Source organism: Streptomyces sp. NPDC059994, assembly GCF_042737755.1.
Lineage (GTDB): Bacteria > Actinomycetota > Actinomycetes > Streptomycetales > Streptomycetaceae > Streptomyces.
The window spans coordinates 65,099-86,075 of sequence record NZ_JBHWUR010000021.1; the positions used below are offsets into that span (position 1 = coordinate 65,099).

Annotated in this window: 21 protein-coding genes; 15 read left to right on the forward strand and 6 right to left on the reverse strand. The window is 72.4% G+C overall.

Features of this window, described 5'->3' with window-relative positions; translation table 11 throughout:
• Positions 1-10 precede the first annotated feature (10 nt).
• Positions 11-976 (forward strand): YgfZ/GcvT domain-containing protein, encoded by a 966-nt coding sequence (locus ACFWA7_RS14140; RefSeq protein WP_385543048.1) that lies wholly within the window; start codon positions 11-13, stop codon positions 974-976.
• Between the two features lie 218 nt (positions 977-1,194).
• Here ACFWA7_RS14140 and dtd read toward each other — a convergent pair whose 3' ends face one another.
• Positions 1,195-1,620 carry a D-aminoacyl-tRNA deacylase gene (gene dtd / locus ACFWA7_RS14145; RefSeq protein ID WP_385543051.1) on the reverse strand — a complete coding sequence of 142 codons (426 nt, stop codon included), beginning with the start codon at positions 1,618-1,620 and terminating at the stop codon, positions 1,195-1,197.
• 142 nt (positions 1,621-1,762) lie between these two features.
• On the opposite strand from dtd, the gene ACFWA7_RS14150 reads away from it, so the two are divergent.
• The 3 genes from ACFWA7_RS14150 to ACFWA7_RS14160 all read left to right on the forward strand — a co-directional run bounded on the left by ACFWA7_RS14150 (position 1,763) and on the right by ACFWA7_RS14160 (position 4,743).
• Positions 1,763-2,371 carry an ABC transporter substrate-binding protein gene (locus ACFWA7_RS14150; RefSeq protein ID WP_385823035.1) on the forward strand — a complete coding sequence of 203 codons (609 nt, stop codon included), beginning with the start codon at positions 1,763-1,765 and terminating at the stop codon, positions 2,369-2,371.
• Between the two features lie 63 nt (positions 2,372-2,434).
• A complete protein-coding gene (locus ACFWA7_RS14155; protein ID WP_385823037.1) occupies positions 2,435-3,391 on the forward strand; it encodes an asparaginase in 957 nt (318 codons plus the stop codon).
• A 62-nt stretch (positions 3,392-3,453) separates the two neighbouring features.
• Complete coding sequence (locus ACFWA7_RS14160) at positions 3,454-4,743, forward strand: GNAT family N-acetyltransferase (RefSeq protein WP_385543060.1); 1,290 nt, start codon at positions 3,454-3,456, stop codon at positions 4,741-4,743.
• A 48-nt stretch (positions 4,744-4,791) separates the two neighbouring features.
• On the opposite strand, the gene ACFWA7_RS14165 is transcribed toward ACFWA7_RS14160, so the two are convergent.
• On the reverse strand, positions 4,792-4,983 hold the full coding sequence (locus tag ACFWA7_RS14165) for a hypothetical protein (RefSeq protein WP_385543063.1): 192 nt from the start codon (positions 4,981-4,983) through the stop codon (positions 4,792-4,794).
• Between the two features lie 163 nt (positions 4,984-5,146).
• Between ACFWA7_RS14165 and ACFWA7_RS14170 the strand changes: the two genes are divergently transcribed.
• The 3 genes from ACFWA7_RS14170 (at position 5,147) to ACFWA7_RS14180 (ending at position 8,165) form a co-directional block, all read left to right on the forward strand.
• Positions 5,147-6,043 (forward strand): winged helix-turn-helix domain-containing protein, encoded by an 897-nt coding sequence (locus ACFWA7_RS14170; RefSeq protein WP_385543066.1) that lies wholly within the window; start codon positions 5,147-5,149, stop codon positions 6,041-6,043.
• A gap of 29 nt (positions 6,044-6,072) precedes the next feature.
• The gene (locus ACFWA7_RS14175; RefSeq protein WP_385823039.1) at positions 6,073-6,819 is read left to right on the forward strand and encodes an HAD family hydrolase; all 747 of its coding nucleotides are present in this window, start codon (positions 6,073-6,075) and stop codon (positions 6,817-6,819) included.
• A gap of 161 nt (positions 6,820-6,980) precedes the next feature.
• Positions 6,981-8,165: a phosphotransferase gene (locus tag ACFWA7_RS14180; RefSeq protein ID WP_385823041.1), complete on the forward strand. Its 1,185-nt coding sequence runs from the start codon at positions 6,981-6,983 to the stop codon at positions 8,163-8,165.
• Between the two features lie 226 nt (positions 8,166-8,391).
• On the opposite strand, the gene ACFWA7_RS14185 is transcribed toward ACFWA7_RS14180, so the two are convergent.
• Positions 8,392-9,366, reverse strand: a complete 975-nt coding sequence (locus ACFWA7_RS14185; protein ID WP_385823043.1) for a zinc-binding dehydrogenase — start codon at positions 9,364-9,366, stop codon at positions 8,392-8,394.
• A gap of 137 nt (positions 9,367-9,503) precedes the next feature.
• Between ACFWA7_RS14185 and ACFWA7_RS14190 the strand changes: the two genes are divergently transcribed.
• The 6 genes from ACFWA7_RS14190 to ACFWA7_RS14215 all read left to right on the forward strand — a co-directional run bounded on the left by ACFWA7_RS14190 (position 9,504) and on the right by ACFWA7_RS14215 (position 14,666).
• Positions 9,504-10,112, forward strand: a complete 609-nt coding sequence (locus ACFWA7_RS14190; RefSeq protein ID WP_385823045.1) for a TetR family transcriptional regulator — start codon at positions 9,504-9,506, stop codon at positions 10,110-10,112.
• Positions 10,113-10,186: 74 nt separating this feature from the next.
• Complete coding sequence (locus tag ACFWA7_RS14195) at positions 10,187-12,247, forward strand: HelD family protein (RefSeq protein WP_385823047.1); 2,061 nt, start codon at positions 10,187-10,189, stop codon at positions 12,245-12,247.
• 178 nt (positions 12,248-12,425) lie between these two features.
• Entirely contained in the window at positions 12,426-12,998 is a 573-nt protein-coding gene (locus ACFWA7_RS14200; protein ID WP_385823049.1) for a YceI family protein, read from the forward strand.
• 122 nt (positions 12,999-13,120) lie between these two features.
• Positions 13,121-13,558: a helix-turn-helix domain-containing protein gene (locus tag ACFWA7_RS14205; RefSeq protein WP_385543085.1), complete on the forward strand. Its 438-nt coding sequence runs from the start codon at positions 13,121-13,123 to the stop codon at positions 13,556-13,558.
• 41 nt (positions 13,559-13,599) lie between these two features.
• Entirely contained in the window at positions 13,600-14,211 is a 612-nt protein-coding gene (locus ACFWA7_RS14210) for a hypothetical protein (RefSeq protein WP_385543087.1), read from the forward strand.
• A 101-nt stretch (positions 14,212-14,312) separates the two neighbouring features.
• On the forward strand, positions 14,313-14,666 hold the full coding sequence (locus ACFWA7_RS14215) for a DUF2516 family protein (RefSeq protein WP_385543090.1): 354 nt from the start codon (positions 14,313-14,315) through the stop codon (positions 14,664-14,666).
• A gap of 24 nt (positions 14,667-14,690) precedes the next feature.
• On the opposite strand, the gene ACFWA7_RS14220 is transcribed toward ACFWA7_RS14215, so the two are convergent.
• From ACFWA7_RS14220 to ACFWA7_RS14230, 3 genes are all read right to left on the reverse strand, one after another.
• Positions 14,691-16,136: a PP2C family protein-serine/threonine phosphatase gene (locus tag ACFWA7_RS14220; RefSeq protein WP_385823051.1), complete on the reverse strand. Its 1,446-nt coding sequence runs from the start codon at positions 16,134-16,136 to the stop codon at positions 14,691-14,693.
• A 260-nt stretch (positions 16,137-16,396) separates the two neighbouring features.
• On the reverse strand, positions 16,397-17,413 hold the full coding sequence (locus tag ACFWA7_RS14225) for an NlpC/P60 family protein (RefSeq protein ID WP_385543109.1): 1,017 nt from the start codon (positions 17,411-17,413) through the stop codon (positions 16,397-16,399).
• Positions 17,414-17,729: 316 nt separating this feature from the next.
• Entirely contained in the window at positions 17,730-18,518 is a 789-nt protein-coding gene (locus tag ACFWA7_RS14230; protein WP_385543096.1) for a class I SAM-dependent methyltransferase, read from the reverse strand.
• Positions 18,519-18,758: 240 nt separating this feature from the next.
• On the opposite strand from ACFWA7_RS14230, the gene mshA reads away from it, so the two are divergent.
• Both mshA and ACFWA7_RS14240 read left to right on the forward strand, forming a co-directional pair.
• Entirely contained in the window at positions 18,759-20,102 is a 1,344-nt protein-coding gene (mshA, locus tag ACFWA7_RS14235) for a D-inositol-3-phosphate glycosyltransferase (protein WP_385543099.1), read from the forward strand.
• A complete protein-coding gene (locus ACFWA7_RS14240; protein ID WP_385543102.1) occupies positions 20,095-20,595 on the forward strand; it encodes a YbjN domain-containing protein in 501 nt (166 codons plus the stop codon). The genes mshA and ACFWA7_RS14240 overlap by 8 nt, the downstream gene beginning before the upstream one ends.
• Positions 20,596-20,977 lie beyond the last annotated feature (382 nt).

Below are 20,977 nucleotides of genomic sequence, written 5' to 3' on the forward strand. Positions count from 1 at the left end.
GCTTGCCCGTATGAAGAGCCCTCTGCTGTCCCTGCCCGGCGCCGTCCCCGCCGAGGGGCCCGACGAAGGTGTCGCCGCGCACTACGGCGACCTGTTCCGTGAGCAGCGCGCCCTCGCCGGCGGCACCGGCCTCGTCGACCTCTCGCACCGCGGTGTCGTCACCGTCACCGGCGAGGACCGGCTGAGCTGGCTGCACCTGCTGCTGACCCAGCACGTCAGCGACCTGCGGCCGGGCCTCGCCACCGAGGCGCTGATCCTCTCCGCGCACGGGCACATCGAGCACGCCCTCTACCTCGTCGACGACGGTACGACGGTGTGGGCGCACATCGAGCCCGGTACGCAGGACGACCTCGTCGCGTACCTGGAGTCGATGAAGTTCTTCTACCGCGTCGAGGTCGCGGACCGGACCGCGGACTTCGCGGTGGTGCACCTGCCCGCCGGGTCGATCGCCGAGGTGCCCGCGGGCACGGTGGTACGGGAGGCTCCGCACGGGCGGGACCTGTTCCTGCCGCGCGAGGAGCTGGAGGGGTTCGCCGCCGCGCACGGGCCCGCGATCGGGATCCTGGCGTACGAGGCGCTCCGGGTGGAGGCGCACCGGCCGCGGCTCGGCCTGGAGACCGACCACCGCACCATCCCGCACGAGCTGGGCTGGATCGGCACCGCCGTGCACCTCCAGAAGGGCTGCTACCGGGGTCAGGAGACGGTCGCGCGCGTCCACAACCTGGGGAAGCCGCCGCGCCGGCTGGTCTTCCTGCACCTGGACGGCAGCGATGTGCTGCTGCCGCCGCACGGGACGCCGCTGCGGGTGGCGGCGGACGGCGACGAGGGCCGCCAGATCGGCTTCATCACGACGTCGGCCCGCCACCACGAGCTGGGGCCGATCGCGCTGGCGCTGGTGAAGCGGAACGTGGCGGTGGACGCGGAGTTGCTGGCGGGGGGCACCGCGGCGGCGCAGGAGGTCGTGGTCGAGCCGTAGCCCCCACCCCGTCCCTTCCCGCTGCGACAGGCGCGCCTCCGCCGCGTGGCCTCCGGGGGCGGGTGGGGGCTCAGGCGGGTTTCCCGGTGCCTGCGCCCGCAGACCCCGTGCGGTGCCTGCGCCCCCGGGCCCCGTGCGGTGCCTGCGCCCCCGGGCCCCGTGCGGTGCCTGCGCCCCCGGGCCCCCGCGTTCGGGGCTCCGTCCCTGACCCCGTGCCCTCACACCTCCACCACCACCGTGAACGGCCCATGGTTCGTCAGCGACACCCTCATGTCCGCGCCGAACCTGCCCGTCTCCACGGTCGCCCCCAGCGCCCGCAGTCGGGCCACCACCTCGTCCACCAGGGGCTCGGCCACCTCGCCGGGGGCCGCCGCGTTCCAGGTGGGGCGGCGGCCCTTGCGGGCGTCGCCGTAGAGGGTGAACTGGGAGATCACCAGGAGCGGGGCGTTCACGTCCGAGCAGGACTTCTCGTCCTCCAGGATCCGTACCGACCACAGCTTCCGGGCCAGTTGCGCGGCCTTCTCGGGGGTGTCCCCGTGGGTGACCCCGACCAGGACGCACAGGCCCTCGCCGGTGATCTCGCCGACCGTCTCGCCCGCCACGACGACGCTCGCGCCGTCGACCCTCTGTACCACCGCTCGCATGGGCCCAACCTATTCCACGCACCAATCGGGTCCGACTGGGGCCGAACGGGTGGTGTGTGTCTGCGTATGCGCCACTGGGAGTGGCACGATGCTGACAGTCGGTGCGCCCTATCCCGCACCGGTCGAGGGGACGGTAAGACACATGAGCACTCCTGGCGCCGGGCAGCAGTCACCCGGCCCCGTTTCGCTGATCCGGACGAGTCCGTCGGCCGCGCGGGCGGCCGTCTCGCGACCGCCCGTACAGCGTGCCGGTGACCATCTGCCCGTACCGGAAGATTGCGATATGACCGCATTGCGACTGCCGGAGCTGCGGACCCTGCGGCGCCGGTCGCAGAGCGACGAGGCCGACCTCAGCTATGTGCGGCGGCTGCTGCACGGGCGTATCGACATCCTGCGGGCCGAGCTGGCCCGGCGCACCGGACCGCACACGCCCGTCGTGGAGCGGCTCTCCGAGATCCTGGCGGACGCGCCCTCCTCGCACCGCGCCTCCGCCCGTCACGTCACGCTCTCCACGCCGCGCAGCGCCGAGTACCGGCGGCTGGCGGCCGAGATGGACGCGGAGGTCCAGCTCTCCGACCTCGACGCCCGTACGGACGATGAGCTGCACACCGCGATGGGGCGGCTGATCCGCTACGAGCAGCAGGTCTCGCGGCGCCGTCAGCACCTCCAGCGGACGGCCGACGATTGCAGCGCGGAGATCGCCCGCAGGTACCGTGAAGGCGAAGCGCAAGTAGACGACCTGCTCATCTGACCACGGATTCTGACCACTGAATCGAAGGTCACGAGGCGGGTCCACGCCCGGAAGGCCCCCGCCATGACCACCGACACCCTCATACCGCCGGTCCTCGCCGAAGTCGTACGTTCCGGTTTCGTCGAGGGCCATCACCGGGGCTCGCTGGTGGTGCTGGCGGCCGACGGCAGCGTGGAGTTCGCGCTCGGCGACCCGGCGGCGCCCGTCTTCCCGCGCTCCAGCAACAAGCCCATGCAGGCCGCCGCCGTGCTGCGGGCCGGGCTCGACCTGTCCGGGGAGCGGCTGGCGCTCGCCGCCGCCAGCCACTCGGGCGAGGGCTTCCACCTCGACCTCGTCCGCAAGATGCTCGCCGAGCACGGGCTGACCCCGGACGACCTCCAGACCCCGCCCGACCTGCCACTGGACGCGGCCGAGGCCGAGACCTACCTGGCGGCGGGCCACGTCCGCGACCGGGTCACCATGAACTGCTCCGGCAAGCACGCGGCCATGCTCGCCGCCTGCCGCCTCAACGGCTGGGACGAGGCGACCTACCTGGACCCGGCGCACCCGCTCCAGCGGCTGGTCCACGACGGTGTGGAGGCTGCGGCGGGCGAGCCGGTCGCGTCGGTCGGCACGGACGGCTGCGGGGCGCCGCTGATGGCGATCAGCCTGACGGGCCTGGCGCGCGCGTTCCGTACGTTCGTGCTCGCCGGGCCGGGCACGCCGGAGCGCCGGGTGGCGGACGCGATGCGCGCGCACCCCGAGTACGTGGCGGGCACCCGCCGCCCCGACACCTGGTTGATGCGCGAGGTGCCCGGGGTGCTGTCGAAGATGGGCGCGGAGGCGGTCCAGGCGGTGGCGCTGCCGGACGGCCGCGCGCTCGCCTTCAAGGTCGACGACGGCGCCGCGCGCGCCCTCGGCCCGGTCCTGGCCCGCGCCCTGCGCCTGCTCGGCGTGGACGCCCCGGTGGTCGACCGCATCGGCAGCGCGCCGCTGCTGGGCGGGGCGGAGCGGGTGGGAGAGGTCCGGGCGGCGTTCTAGGGGCGGAGGGGGCGCCGGAAATTCGGGCGACAGCCGGGCCGGGGCGTGCCTAGCGTGGCGGTATGAGCCCGACCCGCCGCGACGCCGCCTCCGCCGATCCCGCCACCCCCTCCCTCGACCTCCGTACCGTCTCCGAAGCCGAGTTCGGCGACTGGCTCAAGGCCGTCAACATCGGCTTCCTGCGGCCGCCGGTGGTGGGCGAGAACGACCTGGCGAGCCGGCTGGCCAACAGCGATCTGGCGCGTACGCAGGGCGTGTTCGACAACGGCCGGTGCGTGGCGACCTGCCGCTCGTTCGCTCAGGAGCTGACCGTGGTGGGCGGCGCGGCCGTCCCCACCAGCGCGGTCACCAACGTCACCGTCTCCCCGACCCACCGCAGGCGCGGCCTGCTCAGCCGGATGATGGCGAACGACCTGGCGGCGGCGAAGGAGCGCGGCGAGGTGGCGGCGACGCTGATCGCCGCCGAGTACCCGATCTACGGGCGGTACGGATTCGGCCCCGCCAGCTGGACCGCCGAGTGGGAGGTCGACACCGGCCGGTCGGGCCTGGACCCGCGCTGGTCGGGACCGGACGACGGCGGCCGCATCGAGCTGGCCGGCTCCGAGGACGTACGCAAGCTGGGCCCCGAACTCTTCGAGCGCTTCCGGGCCGCCCAGCCCGGCGCGGTGAGCCGCTCCGCGCGCTGGTGGGACCTGAACACGGGGGCGGCCAAGCGGGACGACCACCCCTGGAAGGAGCCGTTCTGGGCGGTGTACCGCTCGGCGGCGGGCGAGGTGGAGGGTCTGGCGGACTACCACGCGGACGAGACGTGGACGGACGCCAAGCAGCCGCTGAACACGGCGACGGTACGCGGACTGCTCGGGCTGACCCCGGCCGCCGAGCGCGCCCTGTGGCACTTCATCTGCTCCGTCGACTGGATCACCAAGGTCCGCACCGGCTACCGCGCCCCCGACGACCTGCTCCCGCTGCTCCTCCCGGACCCGCGCGCGGCCCGGATGGTGACGCACGCGGACTTCCTGTGGCTGCGGGTGCTGGACGTCGTACGGGCCCTGGAAGCACGTACGTACGCGTCCTCGGGCACCCTGGTCCTGGAGGTCACGGACGCGTCCGGCCTCTCCTCGGGGCGCTACCGCCTGGACGCGGACCCGTCCGGCGCGGAGTGCGCACCGACGACCGGGCGGGCCGATCTGGCTCTGGACATACGGGAGTTGGGGGCGCTGTACCTGGGCGACGAGTCGGCGGTACGACTGGCCGCGCTGGGCCGGGCCGCCGAGGAGACGGCGGGGGCAGCGGCCCGGGCGGACGCCCTCTTGCGGACGTCGCGGCGGGCTTGGTGCCCGGACATGTTCTGAGGGCGGCGGCCGGGGCGGTTTCCGCTTGGCGGCCCCGGCGCTCCCGGATCACTTGTCCGCCTGCGGGATCAGTGCGGCCAGGATCGCCGCCGCGCCGATGACGATGAAGGTGTTGTCGTGGGTCTGGACGCCGACGGACAGCACCACGGCCCCCACGGTGCCCACGGCCCCGAGCTTGTGGTGGACCAGCTTCTCGGAGGCGACGACGGCTAGGGCGATGAACAGCGCGATCAATGGCATGGAGGTCCCTCCCCGTAGAGATCCGCCGGTGAAGCTCCCGAGCTCCCGCGCGAACTTCACCAAGTTGGCGGACAACTTGGTGAAGTTGTCCCGCCATCTGAAGACCCATAAACCAACTCGCGAACAACTCCCCTTGGCTGGCGGATAGTTGTAGCGTTCAGATGTGACTTCGGAACCTGAGGTGACCGACAGCGGGAACGCCAGGCGCACGTCCGACGACGTGGCGGCCTCCCTGCGGGCCCGGATCCGCGCGGGAGAGCTCAAGGTCGGCGCCAAACTGCCCACCCAGGCCTGGCTGGTGGAGCACTACGGCGTGGAGCGGACGGTGGTGCGCCAGGCCCTCCAGCAGCTGCACGGCGAGGGCCTGATCACCGAGGGCCGCAAGGGCGCCCCGGCGAAGATCGCCAGCGCCGTACCGGCCGCCTCCCGCCCGTCCGACGAGGAGCCGAAGCGTACGGCGGCGGTCCTCAGCCCCCGGGTGGCGGAGGCGTTCCGTGCGCGGGAGGTGCGGATCGACGCGGTCTGTCTGACCACGGAGACCCTCAACCTGGCCCTGGGTGAACCGCTCGGCGCGATCCACGCGGGCCTGTTCCGCCCGGACTCGGTCCATGTGCGGGTCCTGCTGCCGGACCGGGGCATCAACCTCGCCTTCCCCCGCCCGGTCCACCGCTCTGCGGACGGCGACCGGCTGGTCCACGAACGGTGGCTGAGCCAGCGCAACACCCAAGGGCTGGTCCTGCGGGACAACTTGGAGGCACTGCGCATCATCGAGGACATCGACGTCCGCATCGAGTTCCAGGCGCTCCCGCTGACCTCGCCGATCAAGCTGTACCTGCTCAACGGCTCCGAGGCGCTGTTCGGCTACTACGACATCACCGAACGCGAACAGGAGATCGCGGACACGTCCGTGGAGATCTATGACTCGCTGGGCAATCAGTCGATGCTGTTCCAGTACCTGTGCAGCGAGGGGGCGCGGGACGCGGCGTTCGTGGAGCGGTCGCAGCGGTGGTTCGACAACCTGTGGAAGACCATCACCACCAGCCTCGACCTCGGGCGCTGAGGAATGGAGCGTCGGGGAGGCAGGGCAGTATGGAAGGCGGGGCGACGCTATTCTGCCTTCTCCTCGACGGATGGAGCGATGTGGGCAACCCGCGCGATCTCCTCAATACTGCGAATTGCGTCATCTTCGACTTCGACGGGCCGGTGTGCAGCCTCTTCGCGAGCCACAGGGCCTCCGTTGTGGTGAGGGACCTGCACGCCTGGCTGGAAAAGGATCTCGAAGTCGCCGTACCGCCCGGCGAATTCGCGGCAGATCCCCTCGGATATCTCGGGCTGGTCGAGCAGAGCTATCCGGGAGACCCCTGTGTGGAGGAACTGGAGAAACGTCTCACCGAGCAGGAGGAACGGGCCGCCGAGTCGGCTCGACCGACGGAGGGCGCCGCTGAATTGATACGTGAGCTGGCTGCCGTACGGACCCGGCTCGGCATTGCCACGAACAATTCACCCGAGGCCGTCGTCGCGTATCTCAGGCGGATGGACCTCGCCGGGAGTTTCGGTGCGCACATCCATGGCCGGGGGCAGGACATCGCCAAGCTGAAGCCGGACCCCGACTCGTTGCTGCGCGTCCTCGACTCGACCGGGTCCAAGCCGGAGGAGTCCGTCATGATCGGGGACTCGAAGAACGATCTGAGGGCCGCCGACAGGCTCGGGGTGCCGTTCATCGCCTTCGTACCAGAACCCAGGGAAAGCCGCGCGTCAGGCGAACGGAATCGTGAACGCCGATGGTATGGCCGAGTGCCGGTCGTGGAGTCCCTCAGCGAGCTTTTGGGCAGGTGACGGCGTCGGCGGCGAGGTGGGGCGGAGAGGTTCCGGGCGACACCCGCGGTGAGAACAGCCGGATCTGCCCATTCCGGCCCGGCGGCCCGCTAGCATCCCGCTTCAGCTCGTCCGTCCCCCCGCGGCACCTCACCCGCGCCGCACCCCGAAGGCTCGACACGATGGCAACCGAAACGGCGTCCCCGGCCCGCCGGGCCGCGGTCGAGCTCAGCCGGGACGGCGACCGGGGGGTGACCGGGCCGCTCCAGGGGCACCACCACGAGGCGTACGCGATCGTGCTTCCGCCAGGAAATCCGCTCGGCGAGGGTTATGCGCGGGGAAAGCTGCGGGTGCGCCGGGAGGGGCTGCTCTGGTTCGACCGGCGTACTTTCGCCTCCGAGGACCAGTTGCTGATGGCGCTGAAGGGGCGCGTCTCCCGCATTCCGGAATGCGCCGAATTCACCGGGGAGGTGTTCCTCCAGGGTTTCGTCGAGGGCCGTACGCTCCGGGACGGGAGATTCTGGCCCGGCCGCCTCTCCGGGCGTCACGTCAGCCAACTCGGGGCATTATTCGGGCAGCTGGCCGCCATCAAGCACGGCGAGCTGGCCCTGGAAACGCTTCCCGAGGTCGAGTCCCGGCCACCGGTCCGGGACGGGGACACGTCCGGCTTCCTCGGCGGCCTGATCGACTTCACGCAGTACGAGGTCTACCAGAGGAACATCGGGGAGTTCGGCTCGCTATTCGACAGGCTGGGTGTTTCGGCCACTTCGCTGAATGGGCTGCGGGAGCGGGCCAGGGGACTGACCTCGCGGCCGTTCTCCCTCGTCCACGGCGATCTGCACCGGCGGAACCTGATCGTCGACTCTCGGGACGACCTCTGGTTCATCGACTGGGAACTCGCCATGATCGGGGACCCGTTGTACGACCTGGCGACCCATCTGCACCTCATGAACTACCCCGAGTGCGACGCGCTGCGGGTCAAGGAGGCGTGGCGGGGGGCGGTCGAGGCCGCGCGCCCCGGTGGCTGCGACGGCTGGGAGCAGGACCTTCCGCACCTGCTGGCGTTCAAGCAGGCGCAGTCCGTCTACACCGACGTCATCCGCACGGCCGTGGCACTGCTGCTTGGTGCGGGGGCGCTGGCGCTGGTGGCGGGAGCGGTGACGGTGGGTACGGGGGCGTGCCCGGGCGCCGACGGAGCTGCCGGACCGGGCCCTAGCCGGCTGCGCCTGGCTAGGGCCGCCCGCAAGGTCCAGCGGGTGCTGGCCGTGGCGAAGGACGCTCTCGGGCTGCCCACGGTCCCCACGCAGGGAGAGATCCGGGCGGCGTACGGGGAGTGGCTGCGGGAGCGGGCGGCGCGGCGGGGGTAGGGGGAGCGGGGCGCACCCCCTTTCGGGCCGGTGTGTGCCCGCGGGGTGTGTGGCTGGTCGCAGTTCCCCGCGCCCCTTGAATGCCGCCGCGCGGCATCCCCTTGGCGTCCCGGAGGGGCGCATTCAGGGGCGCGGGGCTGTGACGTTGTGCGGCTCCGCCACGTGGGCGCGACCAGCCGCACCGAGCGGCGGATGAACCGGGGTCCGGGCGGAGCCGCCTCGCCCCCTACACGCTCAACACCACCTTGCCCACCAGCCCCCGCCCCTCAATAGCCGCATGCGCCTCCCCCGCCCGCTCCAGCGGGTACACCGCCCCGATCACCGTGCGCAGGCGGCCCGCTGCCGCCTCCTCCAGGGCGCGGGTCGCCAAGGCCACGCGCCGCGAAGGGGTGAGTTGGACGTCCGCGATGCCCAGCACCGTGATGGCGCGGCGGCCGGCCTCATCGGCCGGCACCGCGGCGAAGCCGTGGCCCGTGGGGGCGCCGTGGGCCGAGAAGCGGCCGCCGTGGGCCGTCAGGGGGAAGGCCGCCGCGCCGAGTTCGCCGCCCACTCCGTCCAGGACCACGTCCGCGCCCGCGCCGCCGAGCGCCTCGGCGGCGTGACGGGGCCAGTCCGTGGACGCCGCGTCCACCACCTCGTGCGCGCCCAACTCCCGTACCAGAGCCACCTTTTCGGGGCCCCGCGCCACCCCCACCACCCGCGCGCCCCGCGCCCGCGCCAACTGCACCAGGAGCGTGCCCATGCCCCCCGACGCTCCCGTGATCAGGACCGTCTCGCCCGCCTTCAGGGCCGTGAGGTCCAGCAGGGCCAGGGCCGTCACGCTGTCGTGGACCAGTGCGGCCGCCTCGCGCAGGCCGAGGCCGTCGGGGACCGGGACCAGGTGGTCGACGGGAACGGCGGCCAGCGAGGCGTAGCTGCCGGGGTCGACGGCGGCGATCACCCGGCGCCCCGCCCACACCGCCGGGTCGACCTCCGCGCCGGTCGAGGTCACCGTGCCGGAGACGCCGCCGCCGGGCACGTACGGCGGCTTGACGTCGAAGTACTCCCCGAACGCCCCCGCCCGTATCTGCGTCTGCACGAAGAGCGTGTCGATGTGGTCGACCGCGACGACCACCTCGTCGGGCCCGGCCACCGGGTCCGGCAGCTCCGCCGGAATCAGTACCTCCGGGCCGCCGAACTTCTCCACCAGTGCCACGCGCATACCGATCACCCATCCCCGTCGTTCGCCGAAAGGCCTTGCCGAAAACGTTCTTGATCGGAGTCTTTTTCCTCAAGTGGGGTTGAGGTCAAGCGCCCGTCGTCCCGGCCCCTCCCGCGGCTCCCCGTACCCTCACCCCCATGGGCTTGCGGGAGCAGAAGAAGCAGCAGACGTACCAGGCCGTCTCGGACGTGGCGATCGCCCTGTTCCTGGAGAAGGGCTTCGACAACGTGCCGGTCGCGGAGGTGGCGGCCGCCGCCGGGATCTCCAAGCCGACCCTCTTCCGCTACTTCCCGGCCAAGGAGGACCTGGCCCTGCACCGGTTCTCCGACCATGAGGACGAGGCCGCCCGGGTGGTCGCGCAGGGGCGTACGGAGGGGATCGCGCCGCTCCCCGCCCTGCGCCGCCACTTCCTGGCCGGGCTCGACGGCCGCGACCCGGTGACGGGGCTGAACGACGATCCCCGGGTCCGCGCGTACCACGGGCTGCTCTACGGGACGCCGAGCCTGGTGGCGCGGCTGTTCTCGTACCAGGGCCGGGCGGAGGGCGCGCTCGCGGCGGCCCTGGGCACGGACATCGGGGCGCGCCTCGCCGCCGGGCAGATCATCGCCGTACAGCGGATCCTCGCGGACGAGAACTGGCGGCGGATCCAGGCCGGCGAGAGCGCCGAGGCGGTGCACGCGGACGCGGTCGTGGCCGCCGAGGAGGCGTTCGCGCAGCTGAGGGATGGGCTCGGGCGTTACGCCTGACAGGACGCCAAGGCCCCGCCCCATATTTCGTTACTGAGTTAAAAATGTAACTGAGTTGCGTTACGCTGGATTCCATGACGCCACTCGACCGCGAACTCAGCCAGGAACGGACCTACCACGAAGCCTGCCGCGCGGCCCTGGCCGGCATGGTCGAGGGCGCGGACGTCCGGGTCTTGACCGGTGAGAACGCGTTCGCCTCCGGCGCGGACGCCGAAGTGCTCGGCTATCAACTGCGCAGCTGGGCCAAGGAGTTGCGGCAGGAGCCGGAGAGTCCGCTGTTCTTCGGGCGGCTCGACTTCGAGGACGGCGGGGCGTCCGGCGGCCACGCCGGGCAGCGCTACTACATCGGCCGCCGCCGTATCAGCGAGCACCCCTCGGCGCCGCCGCTGGTCGTCGACTGGCGGGCGCCCGTCTCGCGGACCTTCTACCAGGCCGGAGCCCGCGACCCGCTGGGCGTCGCCGTCCGCCGCCGCTTCGGCTGGGCCCCGGGCAGCCGAGGCGCCCCCGAGGACCTCACGGGCATGGAGGACGAACGGCTGGGGGCCGGGCACGACAACGAGCGGAGCGGCGCCCCCGGCGGCATCCTCGCCGCCGAGATCGAGCGCCCCCGCGTAGGCCCCATGCGCGACATCGCCGCCACCATCCAGCCCGAGCAGGACGACCTCGTACGTTCCGGGCTCGGCCAGTCCCTCTGCGTCCAGGGCGCCCCCGGCACCGGCAAGACGGCGGTCGGGCTGCACCGGGCCGCGTATCTGCTCTACACCCATCCGCAGCGCATCCAGCGCGGCGGCCTCCTGGTCCTCGGCCCCAACCGGACCTTCCTCCACTACATCGCCCAGGTCCTGCCCGCCCTCGGCGAGATCGGCATCCGGCAGTCCACGGTCGACGACGAGGTCGCACGCGGGCCCGTCCGGGCGGTCGACGACGAGGCCGCGGCGGTCGTCAAGCACGACGCCCGGATGGCACGGGTGCTGCACCGGGCGCTGTACGTGCGGGTCGGCGCCCCGGCCGGGCGGTTCGGGCCGGTCGAGGTGCCCGACGGCTCGTACCGCTGGCGGGTGACCGGAGGCGAGCTGGCGGAGATCGTCGCGGAGGTACGGGCCGAGGCGCCCCCGTACGCCGTGGGCCGCGAGCGGGTCCGCAGCCGGGCCGTCCGCGTCATCCAGCTGGAGGCCGAGCGCCGGGCCGGGCCGATGAGCAACACCTGGCTGCACCGGATTTCACGGGCCCGCCCGGTCTCCGCGTTCGTGGACGCGGCCTGGCCGAAGGTCACGCCCGAGGAGGTCCTGGCGGCGCTCTTCACCGACCCGGACGCGCTGGCGGCGGCCGGCGACGGCGTGCTCGGTGCCGAGGAGCAGAAGCGGCTGCTGTGGAGCCGGGCGCCGCGCTCGTACAAGTCGGCCAAGTGGTCGGCGGCCGACCAGGTCCTGCTCGACGAGCTCGCGGGACTGATCGAACGCCCGCAGGGATACGGCCACATCGTCGTCGACGAGGCGCAGGACCTCTCCCCGATGCAGTGCCGCGCCGTCGCCCGCCGCTCCGGCTTCGGCTCGCTGACCGTGCTCGGCGACCTGGCGCAGGGCACCACCCCGTGGGCGGCCCGCGACTGGGCGGAGCACCTGGCGCACCTCGGTAAGCCGGACGCCCCGGTGGTCCCGCTGACGGCCGGCTTCCGGGTCCCGGCGGCGATCGTGGCCCTGGCGAACGGGCTGCTCGGGGCGCTCGACGTCGCCGTACCGCCGTCCCGCTCGCTGCGCCGGGACGGCGAGCTGTCGCTGCGGCGGGTGGAGGACGTGCGGTCCGCGCTTGTGGACTCGGTACGGGCGGCGCTCGCGCGGGAGGGCTCGGTGGGCGTGATCGCGTGTGACGCGGCCGTGCCGGAGCTGCGCGCGGCCCTCGCGGCGGCGGGCGTGGCGACGGCGGAGGCGGACGACCTGACGGCGGCGGCCCGGGTGACGGTGCTGCCCGCGACGGTGGCGAAGGGCCTGGAGTACGACCATGTGGTGGCCGTGGAGCCGGCGGCGATCGCGGAGGCGGAGGAGCGGGGGCTGCACCGGCTGTACGTGGTGCTGACGCGGGCGGTGTCCCGGCTGGAGGTCCTGCACAGCAGGCCGCTGCCGGACGCGCTTCGGTGACAGCGTTCAACATGCCGAGGGAATAAGGCAGTTGGGTGCGAGAGCGGCGCCGACTCACTATGTTGTGGGTTCAAGCAAGGGACCGAGCCCTACGCAGGGCAAGGCGGCGCAGGGCAGCACAAGGCAAGGCGAGCACTCGACCACCCGACCGCTTACGTCTTCTGGGGGCCTCACCAGCATGTCCACCTCCTCCACCTCTCCCGAGCCGGCCGTCTCGGCCGCCGATCTGCCCGGCTACACGCCCGGCATCTGGGCGATCGACCCGGTCCACTCCGAAATCGCCTTCTCGGTAAGGCACTTGGGCATCGCCAATGTGCGCGGCCGGTTCGACGAGTTCGAGGGCGAGATCGTGCTCGCCGAGAACCCGCTGGAGTCGTCGGTCACCGCGACGATCAAGATCGCCTCGGTCTCCACGGCGCATGACCAGCGCGACGTCCACGTACGGTCGGAGGAATTCCTGCACGCGGAGGAGTTCCCCGAGATGACCTTCCGCTCCACGGGGATCCGGCCGGGCAACGGCGACGGCTTCCTGGCCGACGGCGAGCTGACCGTCCGCGGCGTCACCCGGCCCGTCACCCTCGACCTGGAGCTGAACGGCTTCACCAAGGGCTACGAGGGCCGCGCGGTGGCGGGCTTCTCCGCGACCACCCAGATCAGCCGCAAGGCCTTCGGCGTCCACGGCGGCACGACGGGCGCGGCCCTCGGCGACACGATCAAGATCACCCTGGAGGTGGAGGCGAGCCAGGCCTGACGTGGGCGGGCCGGGTCCCCGGGCCCGGCGAGTCGGGCCCGACTCGCCGGGCCGACGTGGCGTCGCACACTTTTGCAAGCACGTGCTTGCAATAGTTAGCGGGGAGAGGGCAGTATCGGGGTATGGCATCGCTCAACGTCGGCAATCTCGGCGGGTTCCTGCGCGAGCAGCGGCGTAACGCCCAGCTCTCGTTGCGGCAGCTCGCGGATGCCGCCGGGGTGTCCAATCCGTATCTGAGCCAGATCGAGCGCGGGCTGCGCAAGCCGAGCGCGGACATCCTGCAGCAGCTCGCCAAGGCGCTGCGGATCTCCGCCGAGACGCTGTACGTGCAGGCCGGGATCCTCGACGAACGGGCGCCGGAAGCGGCGGAGACACGGAGCGTCATCCTCGCCGACCCTTCGCTCGACGAGCGGCAGAAGCAGGTGCTGATCCAGATCTACGAGTCCTTCCGCAAGGAGAACGGGCTCGACGCGGACGCACCTGCTTCGGCCGCGGGCCGGGACCGGGGCAAGGGCGAGGACGACGGCACGGGCGATGCCCCATCGGCTCCCAAGAGCTGAGCCACGTACTGATCGACGTACTGATCCGGGAGGAAACCAGCATGGCTGTCACCGATGAGCTGCGTAACGCCCTGACCGACCCCAAGCCCCTCTTCTTCGTCGCCGGCGCGCTCGACCTCGGCGCCAAGCAGGCCGCGAAGGTCCCGGAGAAGATCCCGGTGCTTGTCGAGCGGATCCAGACCGAGGTCCCGGCGCGGATCGAGGCCGTGCGCAAGACCGACCCCAAGGTCGTCCAGGACAAGGTCGTCGCCCAGGCCAAGGAGGCCCAGGCCGCCGTCACCGCGAAGGTGAACGAGGTCGTCGGCGCGCTCGACGGCGACGTGAAGAAGCTGGGCGACTCCGTCCAGCACCTCGCCCTCCAGGCGGTCGGCTTCGCCGCCGAGTCCCTGGTCAAGGCCCGCGAGGGGTACGACAAGGTGGCCGAGCGCGGCCAGGAGGTCGTCAAGGAGTGGCGCGGCGAGGCCGCCGAGGAGATCTTGCAGGTCGCCGAGGCCGTCGAGCCGGACCCGGAGCCCGCTTCCGAGGCCCCGGCCGCCGACTCCGCGGAGCCGTCCGACACGTCCGCCTCCGCCGAGGCCAAGCCCGCGGCCGCCAAGAAGGCGACCGCGCGCAAGAGCACGGCGAAGAAGACCGCGGCCAAGCCCTCGGAGTGAGCGGGGGCCGTCGCGGCGGCGGGCACCATTTCGGTGCCCGCCACGTTTGACGGGTACCTTGGCCGCGTAGGAGCGATTCCGGGAAAGGTGGTGGACGTACCGTGCTGATGCAGGGATTCACGGGGTTCATGTGGCTGCTGAGTACAGCCCTGACCGCATTGAGTCTGTTCGCGCTCGTGGATGCGGCCTTCCGCCGCGAGGACGCGTTCCGTGCGGTGGACAAGCAGACCAAGCCGTTCTGGCTGATCATCCTGGCCATCGCACTGCTGGTCAGCGTGCTGTTCCCGCTGCTCTCGTTCCTGCCGGTCATCGGCGCGGTGGCGGTGATCGTCTACATCGTGGACGTCCGCCCGGCGGTGCGCCAGATCAGCGGCGGCCGCGGGCGTGGGCGCGGCGGCCGTCGCGGCGGATCGAGCAGCGACGGTCCGTACGGGCCGTACAACGGCGGTCGCTAGCCCGTCTGTTCGCGCACGTACGGATCAGTCGCCCGGCCCGGCCCTTTCGAGCAGCAACACCGCCACGTCGTCGGTGAGTTCACCGCCGTTGAGCTCGCGGGCCTCGGTGACCGCCGCCTCCAGGAGTGACTCGCCGCGCAGGCCCGTGGTCAGCAGACGGTTGACCATCTCGGTCATGCCTTCCTGGCCCAGCCGCTGGTTGCCGACGCCGGTGTGGCCCTCGATCAGGCCGTCCGTGTACATCAACAGGCTCCACGCCCCGCCCAGTTCGACCCGGCGGCGCGGCCAGTGGGTCTGGGGCAGCAGCCCGAGCGCCGGGCCCCCGCTCTCGTACGCGAGCAGGCTCGCGGGGCTGCCCGCGCGGGTGATCAGCGGGGCCGGGTGGCCCGCCAGGCTCAGCTCGGCGCGGCGGCCGTCCGGGGCGATGTCGACCGTACAGAGCGTCGCGAAGATCTCGTCGCTGTCGCGCTCGTGCTCCAGGACCTGCTGAAGGGTCGTCAGAAGCGCGTCGCCGCACAGACCGGCCAGCGTCAATGCCCGCCAGGCGATGCGGAGTTCGACGCCGAGGGCGGCTTCGTCGGGGCCGTGGCCGCAGACGTCGCCGATCATGGCGTGGACGGTGCCGTCGGGGGTGCGGACCGTGTCGTAGAAGTCGCCGCCGAGCAGGGCGCGGGACCGGCCCGGCCGGTAGCGGGCGGCGAACCGCAGGTCGGAGCCGTCCAGGAGCGGTGTCGGGAGCAGCCCGCGCTCCAGGCGGGCGTTCTCCTGGGCGCGCAGCCGTGACTCCGCGAGCTTGTACTGCGCGGTGTCGGCGCGCTTGCGCTCCACCGCGTACCGGATGGCCCGGCTCAGCAGTCTGCCGTCCAGCTCGTCGCGGAAGAGGTAGTCCTGCGCGCCGACGCGGACGGCCTCGGCGGCGCGTTCGGCGTGGGTGGAGGCGGTGAGGGCGAGGACCGCGTGCCCGGGCGCCAGCCGCAGCAGGTGCCGCAGCGCGGCGAGCTCGTCGGCCGGGTCGCGGCCGGGCAGCGCGAGGTCGAGCAGGATGCAGTTCACATCATCGGTGAGCAGCCGCTCGGCCTCGGTGAGGTTGCGCGCGGTACGGATCCGCACCCGGGTCCCGGCGGTGTGCAGCAGCTCGGAGACGGTGAAGGGGCCACCGGGGTCGTCCTCGATGACGAGGAGGTTGAGGGCGGCGGTCGCGGTCGCGGCTGCCTGCGGCGCGGTTGCGTGCGGGCTCACCTCCAGCCCCGAACCGCTCGCACCGGACGCGCCCGGCGCCGTCGGCACGACGGCTCCACCCGCGCCCGAGAGGGCGTCAGGACCGCCCGCGCCCACCAGCCCGTCGGGCACACGCGTCCCCGGCAGGCCGGGGGACGGGGCCAAGGGGCCCGGGGCAGGCGGGGTTGCCGGGGACGGTTCACCCGGTCCCGGCGGGGGCGTCCGAGGGGACCACATATGCGGTGCGGGCATTCCGGTCTCCCTCCTCCCGAGGGCGCCGCGGAACGCCGGGCTGCGTTGCCGCCAGTCCGGGACCCTAGCGTCAGTGGACCGCGCAGCGGAATGGCGTTCGATGACTGTTCGGCAAATGGCTCATGGCATATGCCACATGCCGCACTTGTCCGGGCGCCTGACACCTCACTCGCCCGGGCGCATGCCCCATCGTCGTCCGGGTGGTCGACGTCTCACTTGTCCGGACGGACGACGTCTTACCTGTCCGGACGGACGACGTCTTACCTGTCCGGGCGGACGACCCCCAGGATCGGCATCGTGCCCGCACCCGCGACCGTCACGTTCCGCCCCGGCCGGGGCGCGTGCACGATCGCGCCGTCGCCGACGTACATCCCGACGTGCGTCGCGTCCGAGAAGTAGATGATGAGATCGCCCGGGCGCATGTCCTTGATGGCGACATGCGGCAGCTGCGCCCACTGCTCCTGCGAGGTGCGCGGAATGCCCCGGCCCGCCGCCAGCCACGCCTGGGAGGTCAGGCCGGAGCAGTCGTACGACTTCGGCCCCTCCGCTCCCCACACGTACGGCTTGCCGATCTGGTCGGTCGCGAACCTGACCGCCTTGCGGCCCTGCTCGCTCGCCCGGCCGTTGATCTCCTTCAATATCCCCGAACTGAGCCAGTCCGTCTGCGCCTTGTACTGCTGCTGCCGCTCCAGCTCCGCCAGCCGCTCGCGCTCCTTCGCCTCCAGCTGGGACTCCAGCTTCTCGGCGGCCGCGATCTTGCCGGTGATCTCCTTCTTGGCGGTCTCCTTCTTGACCCGGTTCGCCTCCAGCTTCCTCCACTGGGCGGAGGCGTCCTTCGAGTACTGCGCCAAGTCCTGTTGCGTACGGTTCAGTTCGGCCAGCATTCCCTGATTGGCCTGCTGGCCCTGGCGCAGCCGGTCGGCGCCGTCCAGGAAGCCGTCCGGGTTGCCGCTGAGCATCATCTGCGCGCCGAGCGGCAGCCCGCCCGTGCGGTACTGCAGCCGGGCCGCCGCCCCCGCCTGGTCCTTCAGCCGCTTGATCCGCTCCTCGCCCTTGACGATCTCCTGGGCGATCTTCACGATCTCCGCGGACTGGAGCTTGGTCTGCTCCTGGGCCTGGTTGTACGCCTCGGTCGCGACCGCCGCCTGCCGGTAGAGCTCGTCTATCTCCTTGCGCACGTCGTCGAGGCTCTTCGACGACACCGGCAGGGCCGGGGGAGCGGTCGACGTGGTCGGGTCCGGCTTCGGATTCGGCGCGGCGAACGCCGTGGCCGGCATCGCGAGCACGGTCAAGGCGCACACCACGGTGATCGCGGTGGCCAAGCGGCGCGGCTGCACTAAGTCTCCCCCTCCGGACAACCGGACAACACCAGGCAAAACGGTAGCTGATTTACCGTCAGTAACATTCTGGCAACGTCGTGATGGTGCCATGCCGTCCCCCAAAACGACAGGGGCGGACGGCACCTCACGGGTCACCCCCCGCGTGTGGGACGAACGGCAGGCGCGGTGCGTTCCCTTCGACGCCGACCGACCCCGGTATTCACCCGTGCGAGGTCAGCCGGCTCCGGAAGTCACCCTTCCTGCCGCCCCGCCTTCACCCCCGCGGCGCCAGCGCCCCCCACTCCACCGTGACCTCCCCCTGCCGCCACCGCCGCGGCCCGTCCCGCAGCGGCCAGTCCGCCGCCAGGTCCCGGACCGCCCGGATCCACCGCTGCCGCGCGCCCAGCGAGGCGTACGGGGCCGCCGCCGCCCACGCCCGGTCGAAGTCGCGCAGGAACGCGTGGACCGGCTCGCCCGGCACGTTCCGGTGGATCAGCGCCTTCGGCAGCCGCTCCGCCAGGTCGGAGGGGCGCTCCAGGGAGCCGAGCCGCGTCGCGAACGTCACCGTGCGCGGGCCCGACGCGTCGAGCGCCACCCACACGTGCCGCCGCCCGATCTCGTCGCAGGTGCCCTCGACCAGCAGCCCGCCCTCCGCGAGCCGCCCGCACAGCCGCGCCCACACCGCCGCGACCTCGCCCTCCTCGTACTGCCGCAGCACGTTGGCCGCCCGGATCAGCAGCGGCGCATGGGGCAGCGGCACCTCGAAGCCGCCGTGCAGGAAGGTGAGGCCCTCCCTCTCGTACGGCTTGGCGGCCGCGACCCGGGCGGGCTCGATCTCGATCCCCACCACCGAAACGGCGGGCGCGGCGGCCCGCAGCCGCCGCAGCAGCTCGACGGCCGTCCAGGGGGCCGCCCCGTACCCCAGGTCCACCGCGACCGGCGCCTCGGCACGGCGCAGCGCGGGCCCGTGGACCTCGGCGATCCAGCGGTCCATGCGGCGCAGCCGATTGGGATTGGTGGTGCCGCGCGTGACGGTGCCGACGGGTCGCTTGGGTGGAGCCATACGACGAGGGTAGGCGCCCCTGGTGAGGGCTGGTGGCGGGCAAGTTTTCGGCAAAAGTGCGGGGAAGCGGAAATGAAAGGAAGGGTTCCGGTGGTTACCGCTCACTGAGGGCGCGTACGTGCCCTCCGCAAGTCATGCCCAGCCCCACCAGAACCAGCCCCACCAGAACCAGCCCCACCAGAACCAGCCCCACCAGAACCCAGCCCCACCCGCCCTGCCCCCGGTCGAGAGGACGTCGACGTGAGCCAGTACGTGTCCCGGTTCACCGGCACCCTGGCGGGGCCGCCCCGGCTCAGGCTCCCCGGGGGCCACCGCAGGCCGCGGCGGATCGCCATGCTCAGCGTCCACACCTCCCCGCTGCACCAGCCGGGCACGGGCGACGCGGGCGGGATGAACGTCTACATCGTGGAGCTCGCCAAGCGGCTCGCCGCGATCAACATCGAGGTCGAGATCTTCACCCGGGCGACCACGGGCGGGCTTGCCCCGACCGTGGAGATGGCGCCCGGGGTCCTGGTCCGGCACGTCGACGCGGGGCCGTACGAGGGCCTGGCCAAAGAAGAGCTGCCGGCCCAGCTGTGCGCCTTCACCCACGGTGTGATGCAGGCCTGGGCGGGCCACCGGCCCGGCCACTACGACCTGGTCCACTCCCACTACTGGCTCTCCGGCCACGTCGGCTGGCTCGCCGCCGAGCGCTGGGGCGTGCCGCTGGTGCACGCCATGCACACCATGGCCAAGGTCAAGAACGCCGCGCTCGCCGACGGCGACACGCCCGAGCCCGCGGCCCGGGTGATCGGCGAGACGCAGATCGTCAACGCGGCGGACCGGCTGATCGCCAACACCGCCGAGGAGGCCGACGAGCTCGTCCGCTTCTACGACGCCGACCCCGGCAAGGTCGCGGTCGTCCACCCCGGCGTGAACCTGGACCGCTTCCGCCCCGCCGACGGCCGGGCGGCGGCGCGGGCCCGGCTCGGCCTGCCACAGGACGCCGTGATCCCGCTCTTCGCGGGCCGCATCCAGCCGCTGAAGGCGCCCGACATCCTGCTGCGGGCGGTGGCGGCGCTGCTCACCGAGAACCCGTCGCTGCGCTCGCGGCTCGTGGTGCCGGTGATCGGCGGCCCGTCGGGCAGCGGTCTGGCCAAGCCGGAGGGGCTGCACAAGCTGGCGGCCCGGCTCGGCATCTCGGACGTGGTCCGATTCCACCCGCCGGTGGGCCAGGACCGGCTCGCGGACTGGTTCCGGGCGGCGTCGGTGCTGGTCATGCCCTCGTACAGCGAGTCCTTCGGACTGGTGGCGATCGAGGCGCAGGCGGCGGGGACGCCGGTGGTGGCGGCGGCGGTGGGCGGTCTGCCGGTCGCGGTGCGGTCCGGCGAGACCGGCTTCCTGATCCCCGGCCACGACCCCGGCGACTACGCGCGCGCCCTGCGCCGCTTCCTGGACGACCCGTCGCTGACGGACCGGATGGGCGCGGCGGCCGCCCGGCACGCCCAGTCCTTCGGCTGGGGGACGGCCGCGTCGGCCACGGCGGACGTCTACACCGCGGCGATGCACGAACACCGCCGTCGCGTACGCTCGCACCATGGCTGACGCACTGGCTGTGATCGACGCGTACCTCAAGGACGCCGAGCTGGAGTGGGAGTCCCCTGAACCGGGCTCGTACGTGGTGAAGCTGCCGGGCACGCGAAAGCTGTCCACGACGTGCTCGCTGCGGGTCGGCCGCCACTCGTTGTCGGTCAACGCGTTCGTGGTCCGCCACCCCGACGAGAACGACGCGGGCGTCCACCGCTGGCTCCTTGAGCGCAACCTCCGCCTCTACGGGGTGAGTTACGCGGTCGACAACCTCGGAGACGTCTACCTGGCGGGCAAGTTCCCGCTCTCCTCGATCACCCCGGAGGAACTGGACCGCCTCCTGGGCACGGTCCTGGAGGAGGCGGACGGCTCCTTCAACACCCTCCTGGAACTGGGCTTCGCGTCGGCGATCCGGCGGGAGTACGAGTGGAGGGTGTCGCGCGGGGAGTCGACCCGAAACCTGGACGCGTTCACCAGCCTGACGCAACGCCCGCCGACCAGGCAGGATTAGCCCCACCTCGCCGGTTCCCGCTGTGACGTTTGCGGCTCCGCCGCGGTCCCGTTCGTCTGCGGGTCGTCTGTGGCTGGTCGCGCAGTTCCCCGCGCCCCTTAAGGCAGAACGGGGCCCGGCCGAAGTTCAGCCCCTCGGGTGCGAGGAGCAGGGCCCGGCCAAATTCAGCCCCTCGGGTGTGAGGGGCGGGGCCCGGCCAAATTCAGCCTCTCCGGTGTGAGGAGCGGGGCCCGGCCAAAATCAGCCCCTCCGGCGTTTGAGGAGCGGGGTCCGGGGCGGAGCCCCGAAGCGGGTGCAGGGGGCTGCGCTCTCAGGTAACCCACCCACCCCCGTGCCGGGGTCCGGGGCGGAGCCCCGAAGCGGGGTGCAGGGGCCGCAGGCC

Excerpts from the sequence above, each read along its gene's own strand:
- ACFWA7_RS14140 (WP_385543048.1), top strand. The coding sequence starts at position 11 with ATGAAGAGCCCTCTGCTGTCCCTGCCCGGCGCCGTCCCCGCCGAGGGG.
- dtd (WP_385543051.1), bottom strand. The coding sequence starts at position 1,620 with ATGCGAGCGGTGGTACAGAGGGTCGACGGCGCGAGCGTCGTCGTGGCG.
- ACFWA7_RS14150 (WP_385823035.1), top strand. The coding sequence starts at position 1,763 with ATGAGCACTCCTGGCGCCGGGCAGCAGTCACCCGGCCCCGTTTCGCTG.
- ACFWA7_RS14155 (WP_385823037.1), top strand. The coding sequence starts at position 2,435 with ATGACCACCGACACCCTCATACCGCCGGTCCTCGCCGAAGTCGTACGT.
- ACFWA7_RS14160 (WP_385543060.1), top strand. The coding sequence starts at position 3,454 with ATGAGCCCGACCCGCCGCGACGCCGCCTCCGCCGATCCCGCCACCCCC.
- ACFWA7_RS14165 (WP_385543063.1), bottom strand. The coding sequence starts at position 4,983 with ATGCCATTGATCGCGCTGTTCATCGCCCTAGCCGTCGTCGCCTCCGAG.
- ACFWA7_RS14175 (WP_385823039.1), top strand. The coding sequence starts at position 6,073 with ATGGAAGGCGGGGCGACGCTATTCTGCCTTCTCCTCGACGGATGGAGC.
- ACFWA7_RS14180 (WP_385823041.1), top strand. The coding sequence starts at position 6,981 with ATGGCAACCGAAACGGCGTCCCCGGCCCGCCGGGCCGCGGTCGAGCTC.
- ACFWA7_RS14185 (WP_385823043.1), bottom strand. The coding sequence starts at position 9,366 with ATGCGCGTGGCACTGGTGGAGAAGTTCGGCGGCCCGGAGGTACTGATT.
- ACFWA7_RS14190 (WP_385823045.1), top strand. The coding sequence starts at position 9,504 with ATGGGCTTGCGGGAGCAGAAGAAGCAGCAGACGTACCAGGCCGTCTCG.
- ACFWA7_RS14195 (WP_385823047.1), top strand. The coding sequence starts at position 10,187 with ATGACGCCACTCGACCGCGAACTCAGCCAGGAACGGACCTACCACGAA.
- ACFWA7_RS14200 (WP_385823049.1), top strand. The coding sequence starts at position 12,426 with ATGTCCACCTCCTCCACCTCTCCCGAGCCGGCCGTCTCGGCCGCCGAT.
- ACFWA7_RS14205 (WP_385543085.1), top strand. The coding sequence starts at position 13,121 with ATGGCATCGCTCAACGTCGGCAATCTCGGCGGGTTCCTGCGCGAGCAG.
- ACFWA7_RS14210 (WP_385543087.1), top strand. The coding sequence starts at position 13,600 with ATGGCTGTCACCGATGAGCTGCGTAACGCCCTGACCGACCCCAAGCCC.
- ACFWA7_RS14220 (WP_385823051.1), bottom strand. The coding sequence starts at position 16,136 with ATGCCCGCACCGCATATGTGGTCCCCTCGGACGCCCCCGCCGGGACCG.
- ACFWA7_RS14225 (WP_385543109.1), bottom strand. The coding sequence starts at position 17,413 with ATGCCGGCCACGGCGTTCGCCGCGCCGAATCCGAAGCCGGACCCGACC.
- ACFWA7_RS14230 (WP_385543096.1), bottom strand. The coding sequence starts at position 18,518 with ATGGCTCCACCCAAGCGACCCGTCGGCACCGTCACGCGCGGCACCACC.
- ACFWA7_RS14240 (WP_385543102.1), top strand. The coding sequence starts at position 20,095 with ATGGCTGACGCACTGGCTGTGATCGACGCGTACCTCAAGGACGCCGAG.